The sequence below is a fragment of the Labrenzia sp. THAF35 genome (assembly GCF_009363595.1).
Lineage (GTDB): Bacteria > Pseudomonadota > Alphaproteobacteria > Rhizobiales > Stappiaceae > Roseibium > Roseibium algicola.
Window position 1 is genome coordinate 1 of sequence record NZ_CP045382.1, and the last position, 17,389, is coordinate 17,389.

The following is a 17,389-nucleotide window of genomic DNA, read 5'->3' on the forward strand; positions in this document are numbered from 1 at the left end:
CTAATGACTTTCTTTGCCTTGCCTATCGTTGATGAAGTTTTCCAGTTGTTCAATACTGACCATGACTTCTTCAAACTTTGGCGGTGTACCGAATATCATGGCCGACATTCGTTCATAGTCGGCCTCCAGTTTCTTACGCATCTCCTCTGTCGGCATCAGGCGGTACGAGCCCGGTTCCGCCCGTTCGTATCGGTGATCAGGCGCACGAAACATGAGCTGCTTGTGCTGACGGCATGCTTCGGCCAGATCACGCATTGAGGCTGTCTTCTCGCCGTATTCCGAATGCCGCCAAATCTGGTGGACGTCATAGTAGTGCCGGGAATAGCGATTGAGATCAGGAACCGGTCGGCCGGGATCATTATCTGCGGCGCGTTTTTCCGTCATTTCCGTCAAGGCGTGCAGGATCAGCACCTTTTCCCAGAAGGTGCGTTCCGGCTTTACCGTCGTCACGCCACCAAATTTGAGATCTGCACCATTTGGGAGTTCGTCTGCCACATAAGGGACTATCTCACGCGCTTCGACAGGAACGGGGTCGGGTCGGGCGCCGCCCTCTATACGTACTGCGGCTTGGACATAGCCCTCTCCGGATCCAAATGCACTGTCATAGCCGACCACCAGGACATCGAGTGCATCCTTGTTCCGATAAGGATCGAAGCCAAATTCAACGGAGAAATGACCAGTTCTTCCTGACAGTTCCTCGACGGTTGCTATCTCTTTCAGCATCTGATCGCGGAGCGTTCCCGAGATGTATTTGCGGGCCGCTTCGTCGACCTCCTCGGCGAGGGCCTTTTGCTGTTTGGTGATGGAGGGCAGTGCGGCGATGTCCGTCTCGAGCGGGACATTGAGGTCGCCTTTGAATATTCCGATATCGATGTCTTCGGAGAACCGCCTAATAAGCCCATATGCCTTGCTCAGGCTGGTGCCGCCCTTGAAATAGAGATGCACCGGGTCGTTCTTGCGCCGGTTGAACAGGAAATCGAGAACCCAGCAAACATAGAGGTCTTTCTCAACATTTTCGGCGCGTGTTTCCAGTTTGGCTGCGACCGCCGAAAAGAGGGCTTGGCGTTCATCGGTACTCGAGCCGAGGATTTCAGCGAAGGCCTTCTGCATGTGCCCCCGTCGTATCAGATGGCTGCGATGCGTCGTTCGAGTTTTCGTCGGTCGACAGTGTTCGCGTGATTTTTTCGATTACCGGGTACATCCAAGCGGAAACAGCTTGGATATTCTGATTTAGGTCTTGAACAATTGCGTCGCGCTCCGGAGCGCTTGAGAGCCGTCGGACAATCCCGTTGACGGCCGCATCCAGGCTCGTGCGATCGTCGCGAAACCATGACAAAGCCTGAACCACGCGCATGGCCGGCCGTCCGGCCCAGAAAGCTGTCTTGGCGGAGATCCGCTTGAAGTCGAGTTTGTAGACGATAGGTTCTTTCGCGTTCGGGTCTCCAGTGTTGGCGACGATTTCGATCGTCCTTGGGTAGGTGTCGGCATAAATCGTGCTTCGGGCCGGGACTGCCGTCGTCAGCCCCAAATCGTTGGCCGCCGTCATTCCATCGACGAGGACCCGCAGCTTGTCGCGCCGCGCGATTGCATCGACAAATGATGCGATCGAAGGGAACACCATCTTGCCAGTTAGTTTGCTTGTGGTCGGCTTGTCATAGAGGCCTCGACACGGGCGCCGGATATCTCCACTTTTGGCCAACCGTTGCAGGGCCTTCTCGATCCCGTTCGGACTTGCAATGTCTAGGAAGTCTGCTCGCGACCACACCCCAGCGGGGGCACCCGCTGCGATACGCGCGTGAACGCGGTTAAGTGTGTCGGACGTGGGGTTAGGCATTGGATTCCCTCATTGAGTGACCGAAGATTATATACAAATTTTGGTCAGTAGCAACTCCAAGCATGCATGCGACCAAAGTTTCTATATAAATTTTGGTCAGTGCCAACGAGGTCGACCTAATACGGCTTCACGCGTGCAACCTGACAAGAGCTCCTAAAAAATTTTCACCGCGTCATCGCGTACCTTGCGGCATTCCTCCAGATTGCGATTCGAACCGCCATGGCTTATATTTCCGACTCGGAGCCGATCGCCAGGGCTGCAAGCGACCCAAAAGGCGGCAGTGAATTCGATTTGAAAACCTGAACGGCAACCATTCAGCCGGCGCAGGGTGTTCATGAAGCGCTTGCGACCACCCCTCACAGACGCCGGTGAGAAATGGATTGTCATGTCTATCCAAAAAGAATGCGCAGACCGTCTGCGCGAGACCTATCGCAACCTGACCGGATCCAAACTGAAATCCGGCCACGCCCATGAACTCGTTGCTGCTTATTTCGGCTACGGGACCGCGGCAGCGCTTCAAGCCGAAGTCGAATATCCAGTCGAAGCCATAGAGGCTGCAGCGGTTCTTATTCCCGACCTCGCTCTGATGGGCCGACGGCAAAGTGAGCTCAATCAGGTCCCCACCGATCTTCAACCCGTCGACGACCTTGCAAAGGAAATCACCGCATACTTGGTCGATGAGGGTTATTTCTCCGGCAAGGTCTGGCACGCTAGAGACCTCAGCGACGAGATTAACTCCTATGTCATGGAAGACCCGATGCTCATCGAGGATGCACTGTCGGGAGAGATTGCTTCGACGAATGCCTATTTCGATGAGCTCTATATCGATGAAGTCGTGGTCGACGTCACGGACGACGCCTTTGTTGCTACGCTCACTGGTTCATTGAACGGAGAGCAGGACCAGGATCGGGTTTTCCACGGAGACAAGATAAACTTCACCAGCACTATGACGATGTATCGGATTGCGGCCCGCATCGCGTACCAAGAGCCGGACTTCGAGACAGGTGGAAGCGTCGACGACTCAATGTATTATGAAGACGACCCGGCTTAAAGGTCAGGTAGAGGGATCGTGTTGTTGTTTTTGATCCCTATTCACCAAGCTCTGGCCTGTGCGACTTGGTTTCAAAAATGGCAGCGGTGTTGCTGCGCTCTGCGTTACCCTACGAGGCCGCCCGTGCTGTGCGCGGCAAGCTGAGGCAAGAGGCGGCGTTCGATGCGCCGATCAGCCCTACGACTTTGTCGATATGCTCAGGCGGAACCCGCATACGCGCACCTTGCAAGGCAGCAATGATCGCTTCGATCTGTCTTTGGCGTCCGAGCACCGCTTCAGTGAAGCTGTCCGTCAGCAGCTCTGCCGTGGAAACGACCGGCAAAGACCCGAAGCGCGAGGCGCAGATTTTCCGCGCCTTCCGCTCGTCGATCATCGCTATTCCGTTCATCTGGACGGCACAGGCGATCGTCGCCGCCTCTCCGTCATCAAGCGTCATCGCAGCCGAGCCGCTGATCAGAGTTTCGTAAATCGCAAGCCCTGCCGCGTCGAGGGCGGCGCCGCCGACTACTCCGGCGTCTACAAGAGCCTTCAACCGTTCTTCGTCTTTGTGGCCGTTACGCGAACCGTGACGCAGTTCCGCACGAACATTGCCCGTGACGGCAAAAGGGGACGGAACGGCACCCAGTATCGCGGCGGCACAATCCGTAGCGTTGAGATTTATAACAACGCTTGCATCAATCACGATCGTTCGCGGGGCCTTAGTAAGGAAGCTTGACAAGCTCATTGGCCTCGCTTTCCTCGTTTTCGACTCCGTCCAGCAGCTCCCGTACCTCATGGCGATCGAGCTTGAGAAGGCGCGCTAGCTGCCCTTCGCTATAGAAGCCGCGCTTCCACGCTTCGCGCGCGAGCAGCGCCAGCCGCGGCGGCACCGCCCCTTGTGCTTCAAGAAGACTGCTGCCGCGGACAGGAAGTTCCCCCAGCACTTGACGCGCCTGCTCGTCGGTGATCCCGCCATTGGCCTGAAACCAGTCCCAGGTGCCGTGCTTGGCAATCCTCAATTCTTCAAGCCTGCGAACAATGGCCTCACGGGCGACCCCGAAGGCGCTTGCCAAAAGGATTATGTGCCGGCGCGTGAGATGGCTTTGTCCGGCAGTGATTTCAGCAAAGCGTTGTCTCACCGCCCGTGCAGGAGTGACGAAGCAACGTCCGAAATGGTCTGCATAGCGCTCTTCTCGGGAGTGCGGTACTTCGCCTTCCGTTAGGATCTCTGGTTGCCGTCTTGCCGAGTTGAAATGACCGAGTTCGTGAGCGCCGGTTTGAATGATGCGACCGACCGGATGAGCGGCATTGAGTAGCATGCACGCGCCCACTGCCTCGTTATAGGCGAACAGCCCCGAAATCTTCCCGTCCAGAGGCCGGACATAGACCCTTATGCCAAGCTGGAGATCAAGCAACGATACAATATCGAGAACCGGTCCCGCCCCGAGCCCCATCCAGTCACGAAGGTCCTGCGCGTCCTGCTCCGCCTGCTGCCGGACATCGCCCGGCAAGATAGGCCGTTCGGGAGGGTAGTTACGCACACGCTTGATGCCGAGCGCGTTTTCAAGTTCGACTTCGGCGCTGACCAGATCGTTAAGAAGGCCGGCCGCGCGCTCGGCAGCGTCGTCCGCACTTTGGGCAAGCTTGCGGAACCTCGGCACCATATCCAGATGGACGGCTTCCTGCCGGAGGATAGCATTCGCGGAAGTTCCGTAATGCGAACAGAGCTCTTGCAGCTCGTTCGTCTTAATACGGCGCTGTCCCCGTTCGATGGCAACGATAGTCGTGCGCGCAACACAGATTTTTTCGGCAGCGGCAGCCTGCGTTAGTCCGGCGGCCTCGCGCGCGATGCGCAGCCGCTCCCCGATTTCACTGTCTGGCAGGCTTTCTATCATTGCGCTCATAGGCCTGCCCGTACCCACTGCCTGACAAAAGAATTACTTCCCATCGAACGAACGAACTCCTTCCATTCACCGGTATGTTCCGACAGCATCCGCGTCAGAGATTCTTTAGTTTGCTCTTTGCCCAGCCCGAGTGCCGGCCCGAGCAAGGCGGCATGGCGGCGAACGACGGGGAGGCCATCTTTGGACGCCAAGTCGGCCAAATGATCCAAGTGCAAGACACCCGCAATCGCATACTGGCGGTAGGCGGGAGTCATCCTCGTAAAGTCGCGGTCGACGGCCTCATCCAGACTGGCAGCCGTCAAATCAGTGCAGACATAGGCGTCGTCTGCCTCGGTTAGACCGGCCGCGTGGACGCTTAGCCGCCGCAACATACAGGCAGCGCAAACCCCGCATTGACGCCTCTTGCCGTTGACCGAACACCAGCGGTTGCTTCTCCAGCACGACCGCGTCGTATGCCAGTTGCTTCCTTCGGGAAGGGTAGCGAACGACCGCAAGGTTTCCCCTTTCGTGTTCCACAACCGCGGGAAAACGTAGCGGATTTCCTTCCCGAAAAGCGCTTTCAGCAGCCGCTCCATCCTTTGCGTGAACCGCGGATGGTTCCGGTAGTCCGGATAGGCATGAACGACGGGAGCGATGGCTGGTCCAATGGCACCCTGCCCGCTTTCGGGGATGATGATTTCGCTCGCGCCGGACAGATACGCCGCAATGCCACTTATCAGAGCAAACTTGAACCCGCGACTCCGCGCGCTGGCTTCCCTGTTTGGCATATTGCAGGGAACGTCATAGGGAACCATGGTAAAGGGTTCGCGCCGGTTCTTCTTGTCCGGCCGCCCGATATCGTTGCTGCCCACGCGGACGCGCACGAGCTTTGGTCCCAGCCCCGAACCGATCAGCCCCGCTACGGCGCGTGAATCCATTCCGTCGCTGAACGCCATTATCGCTTCGGTCGCCACGGGCAGATTCAGGTAGGCACTTTGCGGGGACGGCGCCGCCTTGGCTCGGGCGACAAACTCGACCGACCAGTAATCGCCCGTCAGGAAGCCCGCAGTATCAAGCAAGGCCTCCGACAGCTCGCTTTCATTCCATCGATCGGGGTCATGGACAGGAATACGCAGCGAAATTCGGCGCGCCCATCCCCTCGGGGGTCGCTTCAATATCCTGTCGCCATATTCGATCGCCGCCGCGACGACCATGGCGTCATAGATGAGGGGCTCCCAGCTTGCGAAAGCATAGGTCTCAAGGGCTTCGGTAGAAAACTCGAAATCCCGCCCGAGATCGAAGGGAACCCAGCCACAGGACGCAGCGCCCCCGCTTTCGACGACTTCGATCGACCTTTCAGGAATCCAGATTTGAGTGGCACCGGAACTCATAGGGGAGGCCCCTCGTCGAGTCCGGTATGTCTGGGCAGGCGCGAGGCGGGCTTGCGCCCTGCACCGGGTGAAGCCAGATCGCTCGCGAGCGCACTGAAAGCAAAACCGCTGCGGGTCGCATCAAGGCGGTCACGAACGAAGCAAGCGCTTCGCGCACTGGCTTCGCGCAGGTAGTGTTCTTCTACGCCGCGGAAGTGATCGCGGGTATGCTGTTCAAGCGCGTTCGTCAATGCCGTCCGGCAGGCGGCATCGCCGAACAGTCCGTCGCACGCGGCCTCGATCGCGCAGTCGATGAAGGCGTTGCCTAAAGCGGAACCGCGGCAGCCTGATCTGAGCGCTTCTATTTCTGCCAGCCGGTCTTCGGCGAAAAGATAGCCCTGACTTCCGGCACCCAACACCTCGCGAACCGCTTCGACCGGAAGCCCTTGTGCGTCTTTGCGCAATGCATGGGTGACGGCCTCGCGCACGTCTTCGGCCGAAAAAATCGACTTGGCGGCCCTTTCGGCTACGTCCCTCCAGCGCTGCAGCATCGGCAGGCTTCTATGCGGTCCATCGCTCATGGTAAATCTCCATGTCAGAAATATAACGAAAAATATCTGACAATGTCAAATTTTGCTGCAGGCGTTTGATTTGTCACTTAGCGTCGCCCTCCGGGCCGGGCTGTTGGCAAAGCTGAAGCCCGCACGCGGTCTTCCCCCATCCGGGCGTCCATCCCTGACGCTGGCAGTAGGTTGCCCCAGGCGCGAACAGGAAAAGTCCCGTGCCGCTTGCGCGCAGCGGCCGGCAAGGGACGCTGTCGCCGCTTCTGGCGACGAAAATGCCGACCCTGCACAACTCCAGCGCACCATCCACGCCCTTGTCCTGCCTTGCCCTTCGCGGCCTCCGGTTTCACCTCCCGAAATGCTAGGGAACGGAAACCCGAACAAAGGACCGCACGGAACGCGGAAAATGAATGGAAAAAGCAGACCTTAAAGAGCTGAAGGAAAAAGTCGCCTGCGGCGCCGTTCTTGAGTCTTCCGGCTTTGCCGTCGACAGGCAGGAAAGTACACGCAGGGCGGTCAAATATCGCCGCGACGGCAACATCATCATTGTCATTCATGAAGGGAGGGGCTGGTTCGATCCCCTGTCCGAGGCCAAGGGCGACGTGTTTCGCCTCGTCGAACATCTCGACGGTCTCCCGTTTGCTGCGGCCCTTCATGTCGTCACAGACCTCGTCGGTTTTAGGCCGGCTGAGCCCGCCTGGATACGCCAGGCCAGGGAGAAGGCGCCGCACCAGACGGGAACGCAACGCTGGCAAAACCGCCGCAAGCCTTGGTGCGGTTCGTCGTCCTGGCGCTATCTGCACGATGCGCGCGGCATCCCCGAACCGATTCTGAGACGAGCCGTTGCGGACGACCTGCTACGCGATGGTCCGCACGGCAGCATGTGGGCCGGTCATACCGACGAGGCCGGTCACGTCACCGGCTGGGAGGAACGGGGGCCGAGGTGGCGCGGGTTCGCGAGCGGTGGCGCCAAGATCCTGTTCCGGTTGGGGCCGGTTGATGCAACGCGTCTCTGCGTCACCGAGGCGGCGATCGACGCCATGAGTCTAGCGGCAATCGAAGACTTGCGACCCGGATCGCTTTACCTAAGCACCGGCGGAGGCTGGTCGCCTTCGACCGAAGCGGCCCTGCACGGGCTTGCCAGCCGCCCCGACGTTCTCCTGGTCGCGGCCACAGACGCCAACAGCCAGGGCGAGACCTTTGCAGAGCGCCTACGGATCCTCGCGGAAGAGAACGGCTGCAACTGGCAGCGGCTCAGACCACCGTCCGACGACTGGAACGCCTGTTTGAAAGAGAAAGAGTGAGAAAGGAAAACGAGAGGAGAATGAAGAAAAACGGCTGCCGCATGCCCGCTGCCTGCGTCAAGGGTGAAGCTCCGCCCGGCTGACGCCGGCCCTTGACCCAGGTCACCGGAGAGGCGGCGCCAAGAAAGGGTCCGGAAGGGCTGAAGAAGATGGTTATACCGACAGGGTGCACCGCGCTCCAGCCCGTGACAGGCCTTGAAGGAGCCCGCCATGACCTCTCCCATCCGCAAGATCTATTTCGGTGTTACCGACCGCCGTCAGATGTTCCGTCTCTTCGACCGTCACGCCCGGCGACCCGATCGCTGGCAGAAGGATGATAGTGCGCTTTACGCCGGCGAATGGTTCGAGATCGCGCAAGACCAGCACGATTATATGCTCGACATCCTGCCGCCGCTCTGGATGCGCGGTGACATGTTCGCCATGCGCGAATTCCTGACCGGCAGCGTCACCAGCGTCTTCTATAACTTGCACATCAACGGCGCGATGCGGTTCTTCCACGCCTATTGCGATCTGTCCGATCCGCGCTCTCCCTATGCCATGCGCGAGGCTATCGCCCTCCGCGAGCGCTGGCCGGTTAAGGCGATGACCCGCGAGGAGCGGCTCGAACATATCTGGAGTGCCACCCATGACGATTATCGCGGATATGCCGGCGAGGGATTTAGCCCTAAGCATCGCGGCAAGCGCACCGTTTTCGTGCACAGTCAGCCTGGGACGCGGTTTCAGCTGCTCGAAAGCCTGAGCGACGCGCAGATTTCGGAAAAGCTGCCCGTTCAACTGCGCCACCTTCCTGCGCTTGCAGCCGCGTGAGGTGCGCCATGTTCACCTTTGCAATTTCCGCAGTCCGCAAGGTCATTGCGCGCGGTGAAGCAGATGCCGCCGCCAATGGCGGTTTCCGCAATCCCTATTTTGGCGATCGATCAAGCGAGCGCGAAAAGCCAGGGTTCTGGCTGGTAGGCGACGAGGGCGTCTACGTCATGTCGAACGGCAAGCTCACCGAGGGAAAAAGACCGCTCGTCGTCTATGCCGGCGAATGCGATCCGAAGGCCAATTCCGACTGGTGGGACTACAAGCGTCAGCATTTTGGCGGCGACGATGGCGTCGAGTTTATCGATGCCGATCTGCTCATTCCAAGTTTTGACCGGAAACCCGAGGCCACTCATCTCGGCATACAGCTTACCGAGAACGACATCTCGTTCTCGCTGATCACCCGCTAACCCCTTTTTAATCCCGCACGGTTCCCACACTGCCGGTTCGCCTGGCGGTGCGGTCTCGTGCGCCCGCAATCCAGGAGAAACCCACCATGGCTGACCACGATCCCTTCAATCTCGACATGTTCGGTAGCTCGCAGAATGCGCTCTCTTCCGGGCTGGGCTTCGGCGTTACCGCCTTTATCGAAAACCCGGTGATCGAACCGGACGAGACTGCCCGACCGACTGCGACCGCTCCGGTCAAGCGGTCCAAAAGCTGGCAGCTGACTGAGCGACAGTCCTCGGAAGCAACTGAGCGCGGCAGCAATTTTCGTCTTCTTGGAAGCCGCGCATTGGCGAAGGGCTGGAAAGCCCGCGCCCGCGACAATCTCGAGGCGATCCGGCTTGCCACGGCGATCGCGGTCGAGGACCGGCCCGCGAGTAGGGAAGAGCAGGCGCGTCTCATCCGTTTCACCGGCTTCGGTGCCTCCGACCTCGCCAACGCCATCTTCACCCGGCGGGGCGAGGACGGTTTTTGTACTGGCTGGGAAGACCTTGGAGAGGGCTTGCAGGAGGCGGTGAGCGACGCCGATTACGCCTCGCTTGCCCGCTGCACGCAATATGCGCATTTCACGCCCGAGTTTATCGTCCGGGCGATGTGGAAGGGACTGGAACGCCTTGGCTGGCGCGGCGGACGCGTGCTTGAACCGGGGATCGGCACGGGGCTTTTCCCGGCATTGATGCCGGAGGCATTCCGTGAGACCTCGTTCGTCACCGGTGTTGAGCTCGATCCGGTGACCTCGCGGATCGCCCGGCTGCTGCAGCCGGTTTCCCGGATCGTCGAGGGCGATTTCGCGCGCACAGATCTGCCGGCGCATTTCGATCTCGTTATCGGCAATCCGCCCTTTTCCGACCGGACTGTACGCTCCGACCGTGCATACCGTTCAATGGGACTGCGGCTGCATGACTATTTCATTGCGCGGTCAATCGATCTTTTGAAACCCGGCGCGCTCGCCGCGTTCGTCACTTCATCGGGCACGATGGACAAAGCGGATGCGACAGCCCGCGAACATATCGCCAGATCGGCCGATCTGATCGCCGCGATCCGCCTGCCCGAAGGCAGCTTCCGGCAAGATGCGGGAACCGACGTCGTCGTCGATATCCTGTTTTTCCGCAAGCGCAAGCCGGGCGAGCCGGAGGGAGAAGCGGCCGGGCCGGATCTGGCCGAGGTTGTTCCCGCCAGCGAGGACGTTGAGGCCATCCGCGTCAATCGCTGGTTCGCCGAGCATCCCGATCACGTGCTCGGCCACCACGCCATCACGTCCAGTCCCTTCGGAGAGACTTATACCTGCCTTCCCAGTGACGGTGACCTTGAGGCTGATCTCGATGCGGCCATCCTTTCTCTTCCGGAAGCCCTCTATGACGGCGAGCCCGACGCGATCGATTTCGATCTCGAGCTTCACCCGGCAGGTATCGATGTCGCCAGACCCGAGCAGTCCCATGTCCGCGAGGGCAGCTTCTTCTTCGACGCCACGAAAGGCCTGATGCAGGTGATCGACGGCAAACCCGCCTCGGTTCCCCTCCGCAAGGGACGGTCGGGTGAAGGGTTCTCGGAAAAGCAGATCAACATCGTCAAAAAGCTGATCCCGATCCGCGATGCGGTGCGTGCTGTGCTGAAAGCCCAGGAGACCGATCAGCCGTGGCGGGACCTTCAGGTGAAGCTGCGCATCGCCTGGTCGAGCTTCGTGCGCGACTTCGGTCCGATCAATCACACCAGGGTCTCGATCGCCGAGAACCATGAGACCGGCGAAACCCGCGAGACGCATCGCCGGCCCAACCTGCAGCCTTTCCTCGACGATCCGGACTGCTGGCTCGTCGCCTCCATCGAGACCTACGATCTCGACACGGATACGGCCAAGCCCGGTCCGATTTTCTCCGAACGGGTGATTGCACCGCGGGTCGCCCCGGTCATCACCAATGCCGCGGATGCGCTCGCCGTCGTCCTCAACGAGCGCGGCCGTGTCGATCTCGACCATATTGCCGAGTTGCTGCATGAAGACCGCACCACTGTGATTGAGGCGCTTGGCAGCGCGATCTATCGGGACCCGGCAGATGGCTCGTGGCAGACCTCCGACGCCTATCTCTCAGGCCCGGTGCGCGACAAGCTGGCGATGGCGCAAGCTGCAGCCGAACTCGACCCGGCTTTCAAACGCAATGTCGAAGCGCTCGAAGCGGTGCAGCCGGTCGATCTCAGCCCGTCTGGCATCACCGCGCGTCTTGGGGCTCCCTGGATCCCCGCCAGTGACGTCGTCGATTTCGTGAAGGAGACGATGGGAGCGGACATCCGCATTCACCACCTGGCCGAACTCGCCTCCTGGACGGTCGATGCCAGGCAGCTCGACTATCGCGCCGAAGGCACCTCCAAATGGGGCACCAAGCGCCGGCACGCCGGTGAGCTGCTGGACGACGCGCTCAACAGCCGGGTGCCGCAGATCTTCGACACGATCAGGGAGGGGGACAGCGAGCGCCGGGTTTTGAATGTCGTCGACACCGAGGCGGCAAAGGAAAAGCTCGCCAGGATCAAAACCGCGTTCCAGACATGGGTCTGGTCCGATCCGGATCGGACCGACCGGCTGGCACGGGTCTATAACGACACCTTCAACAATATCGCTCCCCGATCCTTCAACGGGGACCATCTCCAGCTCCCGGGCGCCTCCGGCGCCTTTTGTCTTTACGGCCACCAGAAACGCGGTATCTGGCGGATCATCTCAGCCGGCTCGACTTATTTGGCCCACGCCGTCGGTGCCGGCAAGACCATGACGGTGGCGGCCGCCATCATGGAACAGCGCCGGCTTGGCCTGATCTCGAAAGCCATGCTGGTCGTGCCCGGTCATTGCCTGGCGCAAGCCGCCCGTGAATTCCTGGCGCTCTATCCGACGGCCCGCATCCTTGTCGCCGACGAGACGAATTTTTCCAAAGACAAGCGTCATCGCTTCCTGTCGCGCGCCGCGACGGCGACCTGGGACGCGATCATCATCACCCATTCGGCCTTCAAGTTCATCGCGGTCCCCGCCGCCTTCGAAAAGCAGATGATCGAGGATGAGCTTGCGCTCTACGAAGACCTGCTCACCCGGGTCGAGAGCGACGACCGGGTGTCGCGCAAGCGCCTGGAGCGGCTGAAGGAAGGCCTGAAGGACCGGCTGGAATCCCTCGGCTCGGTCAAGGACGACCTCCTGACCATCTCCGAGATTGGGATCGATCAGATCATCGTCGACGAGGCGCAGGAGTTCCGGAAACTCTCCTTTGCGACCAACATGTCCACCCTGAAGGGCGTCGATCCGAACGGCTCGCAGCGCGCCTGGGATCTCTATGTCAAATCCCGCTTCATCGAGACGAAGAACCCGGGCCGGGCGCTCGTGCTGGCGTCCGGCACGCCGATCACCAACACCCTTGGCGAGATGTTCTCGGTGCAGCGGTTCCTTGGGTTCGATGCCTTGAAAGAGCGTGGCCTGCACGAATTCGACGCCTGGGCCTCGACCTTCGGGGATGTCGCAACCGAACTCGAACTGCAACCGTCCGGCAAATACAAACCCGTCTCGCGCTTCGCCACCTTCGTCAATGTGCCGGAACTGATCGCGATGTTCCGCTCCTTCGCCGATGTCGTGCTCCCGGCCGACCTGAAGCAGTATGTGAAAATTCCAGCGATTTCGAGGGGCAAGCGCCAGATCATCACCGCCAAGCCGACAGAGTATTTCAAGCTCTACCAGCAGGTCCTCGAGGCGCGGATCTTGGCGATCGAGAAGCGCGAGGGTCCGGCGCAGCCCGGCGATGATATTCTGCTCTCCGTCATCACCGATGGGCGCCATGCTGCCATCGATCTCAGGCTGGTCGATTTCGGCGAGGAGAATGAGCCCGACAACAAGCTCAACAAGCTGATCGAGAACAGCTTCCGCATCTGGAAGGAAACTGGCGACAACACCTATCTCACCCGCGAGGGCAAGACTTTCGATTTGCCCGGCGCGGCGCAGATGATCTTCTCTGACCTTGGCACGATCAACGTCGAGAAAACACGCGGCTTTTCCGCCTATCGCTGGATCCGTGACGAGCTGATCCGGCGCGGAGTTCCCGCCTCCGAAATCGCCTTCATGCAGGATTACAAGAAGACGGAGGCCAAGCAGCGGCTCTTTGCCGACGTCAATGCCGGCAAGGTCCGCTTCCTGATCGGCTCGTCAGAGACGATGGGGACCGGCGTTAATGCGCAATTGCGCCTGAAGGCGCTCCACCATCTCGACGTGCCATGGCTCCCCTCCCAGATCGAGCAGCGCGAGGGCCGCATCGAGCGGCAGGGCAACCAGCATGACGAGATCGATATCTTCGCCTATGCGACCGAAGGCTCGATGGACGCGCAGATGTGGCAGAACAACGAGCGCAAGGCCCGCTTCATCGCCGCAGCCCTTTCCGGCGACACCTCCGTGCGCCGGCTCGAAGATTTGGGCGAGGGGCAGGCCAACCAGTTCGCCATGGCGAAGGCCATCGCATCGGGCGATCAGCGCCTGATGCTGAAGGCGGGACTGGAAGCCGACATCGCCCGGCTTGAGCGTCTGCGCGCCGCGCATCGCGACGATCAATTCGCGGTTCGCCGCCAGGTCCGCAATGCCGAGCGCGACATCGAGCACGATACGCGGCGGATCGCCGAGATCGGCAAGGACATCGAACGCAGGATCCCGACCAGTGGCGATGCTTTCGCTATCACCGTTGGCGGACAATCCTTCACCGAGCGCAAGCCCGCCGGCCGTGCTCTCATGAAGGAAATCATGACCCTCGTGCATCTGCGGGAGGAGGGCGAGACAACCATTGCAAGGATCGGCGGTTTCGACCTGGTCTTCTCCGGCCAGCGTTTGGGTCAGGACGATTTCCGCTATGACGTAACGCTTGTGCGCACTGGCGCGGAGACCGGGATCGATCTTGCTCTGACTGTCACGCCGCTCGGCGCGGTCTCGCGCGTAGAGCACGTGCTTTCCGGTTTCGAGGAGGAGCGGGCGCAATACCGCTTCCGTCTCGACGATGCAAAGCGCCGGCTTGCTTCCTATCAGTCTCGTCAGGGCGGGGAATTCGGCTTCGAAGAGGAACTCGCCGAAAAACGCCGGCAGCTTACGGAGATTGAGAGAAACCTCGCCGATGACGTTGCAACGGTGGCGTTACCCACCGAGCAGGCGGCGTGAAGCAATGGTCCCTAACGCAGTCGATCCTCGTCATCGATCAACTCCAGGCAACAAGATGCGGAGGTCCCCCATTTCCAGAGCACCAGGTTCATGTCACCGGGACCGGCCCCCTTGGCAAAGCTGCGAACGAGCAGCCCATTGTAGCCGGCAGTGACCAGATCGCTCGCAAAGCGCTGGGTCCGTGCTTGTCCCCTGGTCTTCATTTGGTCGCGCCAGGCCGGATCGGCCAGGGCGACCTCATTGAGTCCTACGGCTTCAAGGGCCGCTCGGTCGGTTGTATCGAAGACCATCTCGATCTCTGCGCGGTAGCAGACGAGCGTGGTCGGCTGCAGATCGCCAACCTGATTGGCTTCCCGCAAGGCCGTCAGCACCGATGTCGATGTGTAGAGCGCGGGTACGCCTTTAGGGTTGAACCGGCCGCCATAAAGTGCGGCTCCCCGCCCGGACATCGGTTCACGCGCATAGACCGGATTGAGCGCCCGGTAGAGTTTTCCGGAATAGCTGACCATCGCTCTCAAGCGTAAACGCCGGCGTCGACCGCGTCGATGAAGTCAAGAACCTCCTCGGCGCGGCCTTCCCGCACCAGCTGCATGGCCGTCCGCCCCGAAAATCCGGACAGCGGCTCTGAGCGAAACCAGGCATAAGCCATCAGGGCAGAACCGAAACGCGGCTCTACCTTGTTGACGATCTCAACCATCTCACGCAACCGCCGCTGGGTCTTGTCGGATCGCACCCGATCCTTGCGCTGTACCGCATCCTTGCCGAGACCGACGGTTCGCGCGATTTCCTCGCTGGTCGTACGAAAGGCCTTGGCGATCTTGTTCGGCGCAAACAGCCCGTGATCCGAATAGGCTGCGAGATCCATGATGTTGCTCCACGTAAATGCCGCTGATTTAGTCGCAATATAGCGTCATTATGAGCGTCATTCAATAGAAGTCCAGAATCCTTAGGGGCAAAACAGATCCTCTGTTGCCTGCCCCTTGCACTCAATTTCGAAAACCCCGCAGGCGAAGGAAGAGGAGAGAGGGGGAAGAAAGGAAGGCGACCGGTCACAGATCGGTCGAACTGGTGACGCTTGCGCTCAACCGCGCCGCTCGCAATCCCGGCCCGTCGTCCTGCGCAGGGCTGTCAGCCCCGCTCGCCTTTCCAGGCAGGGATGCTCGGCCGCAGTTGCACCGGCCCGCCCGCTCAGCGGTCCGGGGGATGTCTTCAGGAAGAAGACCAGAAAGGGAGTCGGCGTGGTGCCGGGTCCACTTTAGATCCCGAAAAGGAGCTTCCCATGCATATCATGAAGATCGATCCCCGTGCGCTCAAGGACAATCCCGACGATGCCCGCCGCTCGAAATCGAGCCCGCAGGCCGATGCCCTGATGGTGGCCACGATCAAGGCCGTCGGCATCATCCAGCCGCCGGTGGTCTCACCTGAGACCGACGGTGGCAACAGCTTCATAATTCAGGCCGGTCACCGCCGCACCAGAGGCGCGATCGCCGCCGAACTCGACGAAATCGAGGTGCTCGTAGACGACGCGGCCGAGGACGGCGGTGCCATGCGCTCCATGGTCGAGAATATCGCCCGGGAACCGCTCAATCCCGTCGATCAATGGCGCGCCATCGAGCGCCTGTTCGCGCTCGCTTGGAGCGAGGAAGGCATTGCGGCAGCGCTTTCGCTTCCCGTTCGCCAGATCAAGAAACTCCGGCTTCTCGCGAATGTGCTGCCCGCGATGCTCGACCAGATGGCCAGGGGCGATATGCCAGACGAGCGGCAGCTCAGGACCATCGCGTCGGCCTCGCTTGCCGAACAAAAGCAAGTCTGGAAAGCGCATAAGCCGAAGCGAAACGAGACAACCTCCTGGTGGTCGGTCGCCAACGGTCTTTCCAAGACCCGCATGTATGCCCGTGACGCCAGTTTCGACGATGAGCTTGCGACGGCTTACGGCATCGCCTGGGTGGAGGACCTGTTCGCTCCGGCCGACGAAGACAGCCGCTACACGACGGACGTCGAGGCATTTCTCGGCGCCCAGCAGGAATGGATGACCAACAATCTGCCGAAAGGCGGCATCATCACCGAAGTCAACGGCTGGAACGGACCGGAACTCCCGAAGAAGGCCGAGCGCGTTTATGGAAAGCCGAAGAAGTCCGACCAGACTGCCATGTATCTCGACCGCGATGGCAAGGTGCAGTCAGTGGTCTATCGGATGCCCGAGCCGAAAGCGGTCACCGGAAAACAGTCGAGCGACAAGACGGAGGAGGGTAGTGCCGCTCTGCCGGCGCAGCGCCCGGATGTTACCCAGAAGGGCCAGGACATGATCGGCGACTTCCGCACCGACGCGCTCCACGAGGCGCTCGGCCGCGCACCGATCGAGGACGATACGCTGATGGCGCTGCTCGTCATCGCCTTTGCCGGCAACAATGTCCGCGTCGATACGGGAGCGGGCAATTCCATCTCCTTCCGCAGCAGAATAGCACCCCTTGCAGCCTCTCTCGTCGATGAAACCGGCAAGTTCTCTTTCGACATGGATAGGCTCAGGGTCGCGGTGCGATCGATCCTGATCGAGGTGCTGTCGTGCCGACGCAACATGTCGAACAGCGGCATTGTCTCCCGCATCGCCGGCGACGTCGTTGGTGCCGACAACTTCCTGCCCAACATGGGGACGGAGGATTTTCTCCTGTGCTTGTCACGTCAGGCGCTCGAGGCGGCTTGCGCGGACACCTCGGTTCTCCCGCGCAACAAGGTACGCGACACCCGTGCCGCCCTCGTCGAGCATTTCAAGGAAGCGAGCTTTGTCCATGCGTCCGCACTGTTTGCGCCGGACGCGAATGAACTTGCCGACTGGAAGGCACGCAACGAGATCGGCGAGGATCAGGACGAGGACGCCGGCGACATGGAAGGCTCGAACGACGAGACGGAGGCAAGCGACACCGGCCCGAACGCCGTCCCTGAGGCTTATCTCGAAGCCGCCGAATAGCGGCTCTTTTTCCTTTCCGATGCACTTCGCG

14 protein-coding genes are annotated in these 17,389 nt (G+C 60.5%); 6 read left to right on the forward strand and 8 right to left on the reverse strand.

Going from position 1 to position 17,389, the window contains the following annotated elements; translation table 11 throughout:
- Together FIU93_RS30210 and FIU93_RS30215 are read right to left on the reverse strand one after the other, a co-directional pair.
- Positions 1-1,110: a nucleotidyl transferase AbiEii/AbiGii toxin family protein gene (locus tag FIU93_RS30210; RefSeq protein ID WP_008188257.1), complete on the reverse strand. Its 1,110-nt coding sequence runs from the start codon at positions 1,108-1,110 to the stop codon at positions 1-3.
- A complete protein-coding gene (locus FIU93_RS30215; RefSeq protein ID WP_040450220.1) occupies positions 1,091-1,834 on the reverse strand; it encodes a DUF6088 family protein in 744 nt (247 codons plus the stop codon). Before FIU93_RS30215 ends, FIU93_RS30210 begins: the two co-directional genes overlap by 20 nt.
- A gap of 385 nt (positions 1,835-2,219) precedes the next feature.
- Here FIU93_RS30215 and FIU93_RS30220 point away from each other — a divergent pair, with 385 nt between their 5' ends.
- Positions 2,220-2,885, forward strand: coding sequence for a hypothetical protein (locus FIU93_RS30220; protein ID WP_040450216.1), 666 nt, complete (start codon positions 2,220-2,222; stop codon positions 2,883-2,885).
- A gap of 109 nt (positions 2,886-2,994) precedes the next feature.
- On the opposite strand, the gene FIU93_RS30225 is transcribed toward FIU93_RS30220, so the two are convergent.
- The 4 genes from FIU93_RS30225 to FIU93_RS30240 are packed head-to-tail and all read right to left on the reverse strand — an operon-like array spanning position 2,995 to position 6,698.
- Entirely contained in the window at positions 2,995-3,609 is a 615-nt protein-coding gene (locus tag FIU93_RS30225) for a hypothetical protein (protein WP_040450214.1), read from the reverse strand.
- Positions 3,584-4,768 carry an XRE family transcriptional regulator gene (locus FIU93_RS30230; protein WP_040450211.1) on the reverse strand — a complete coding sequence of 395 codons (1,185 nt, stop codon included), beginning with the start codon at positions 4,766-4,768 and terminating at the stop codon, positions 3,584-3,586. The genes FIU93_RS30225 and FIU93_RS30230 overlap by 26 nt, the downstream gene beginning before the upstream one ends.
- On the reverse strand, positions 4,765-6,138 hold the full coding sequence (locus FIU93_RS30235; RefSeq protein ID WP_008188380.1) for a 7-cyano-7-deazaguanine synthase: 1,374 nt from the start codon (positions 6,136-6,138) through the stop codon (positions 4,765-4,767). The genes FIU93_RS30230 and FIU93_RS30235 overlap by 4 nt, the downstream gene beginning before the upstream one ends.
- Complete coding sequence (locus FIU93_RS30240) at positions 6,135-6,698, reverse strand: hypothetical protein (protein ID WP_008188235.1); 564 nt, start codon at positions 6,696-6,698, stop codon at positions 6,135-6,137. The genes FIU93_RS30235 and FIU93_RS30240 overlap by 4 nt, the downstream gene beginning before the upstream one ends.
- Before the next feature lie 392 nt (positions 6,699-7,090).
- Between FIU93_RS30240 and FIU93_RS30245 the strand changes: the two genes are divergently transcribed.
- The 4 genes from FIU93_RS30245 to FIU93_RS30260 all read left to right on the forward strand — a co-directional run bounded on the left by FIU93_RS30245 (position 7,091) and on the right by FIU93_RS30260 (position 14,393).
- On the forward strand, positions 7,091-7,984 hold the full coding sequence (locus FIU93_RS30245) for a DUF3991 and toprim domain-containing protein (RefSeq protein WP_008188297.1): 894 nt from the start codon (positions 7,091-7,093) through the stop codon (positions 7,982-7,984).
- Between the two features lie 210 nt (positions 7,985-8,194).
- A complete protein-coding gene (locus tag FIU93_RS30250) occupies positions 8,195-8,791 on the forward strand; it encodes a DUF1419 domain-containing protein (protein ID WP_040450207.1) in 597 nt (198 codons plus the stop codon).
- 8 nt (positions 8,792-8,799) lie between these two features.
- Positions 8,800-9,198 carry a DUF3085 domain-containing protein gene (locus FIU93_RS30255; protein WP_008188328.1) on the forward strand — a complete coding sequence of 133 codons (399 nt, stop codon included), beginning with the start codon at positions 8,800-8,802 and terminating at the stop codon, positions 9,196-9,198.
- An 86-nt stretch (positions 9,199-9,284) separates the two neighbouring features.
- The gene (locus FIU93_RS30260) at positions 9,285-14,393 is read left to right on the forward strand and encodes an N-6 DNA methylase (RefSeq protein WP_008188315.1); all 5,109 of its coding nucleotides are present in this window, start codon (positions 9,285-9,287) and stop codon (positions 14,391-14,393) included.
- 11 nt (positions 14,394-14,404) lie between these two features.
- Here the strand turns inward: FIU93_RS30260 and FIU93_RS30265 are convergent, their stop codons facing one another.
- Together FIU93_RS30265 and FIU93_RS30270 are read right to left on the reverse strand one after the other, a co-directional pair.
- Entirely contained in the window at positions 14,405-14,902 is a 498-nt protein-coding gene (locus FIU93_RS30265) for an RES family NAD+ phosphorylase (RefSeq protein WP_008188376.1), read from the reverse strand.
- A gap of 5 nt (positions 14,903-14,907) precedes the next feature.
- A complete protein-coding gene (locus FIU93_RS30270; protein ID WP_008188369.1) occupies positions 14,908-15,258 on the reverse strand; it encodes an antitoxin Xre/MbcA/ParS toxin-binding domain-containing protein in 351 nt (116 codons plus the stop codon).
- A gap of 414 nt (positions 15,259-15,672) precedes the next feature.
- On the opposite strand from FIU93_RS30270, the gene FIU93_RS30275 reads away from it, so the two are divergent.
- Positions 15,673-17,358, forward strand: coding sequence for a ParB/RepB/Spo0J family partition protein (locus tag FIU93_RS30275; RefSeq protein ID WP_134853285.1), 1,686 nt, complete (start codon positions 15,673-15,675; stop codon positions 17,356-17,358).
- The last annotated feature ends 31 nt before the right edge of the window (positions 17,359-17,389 follow it).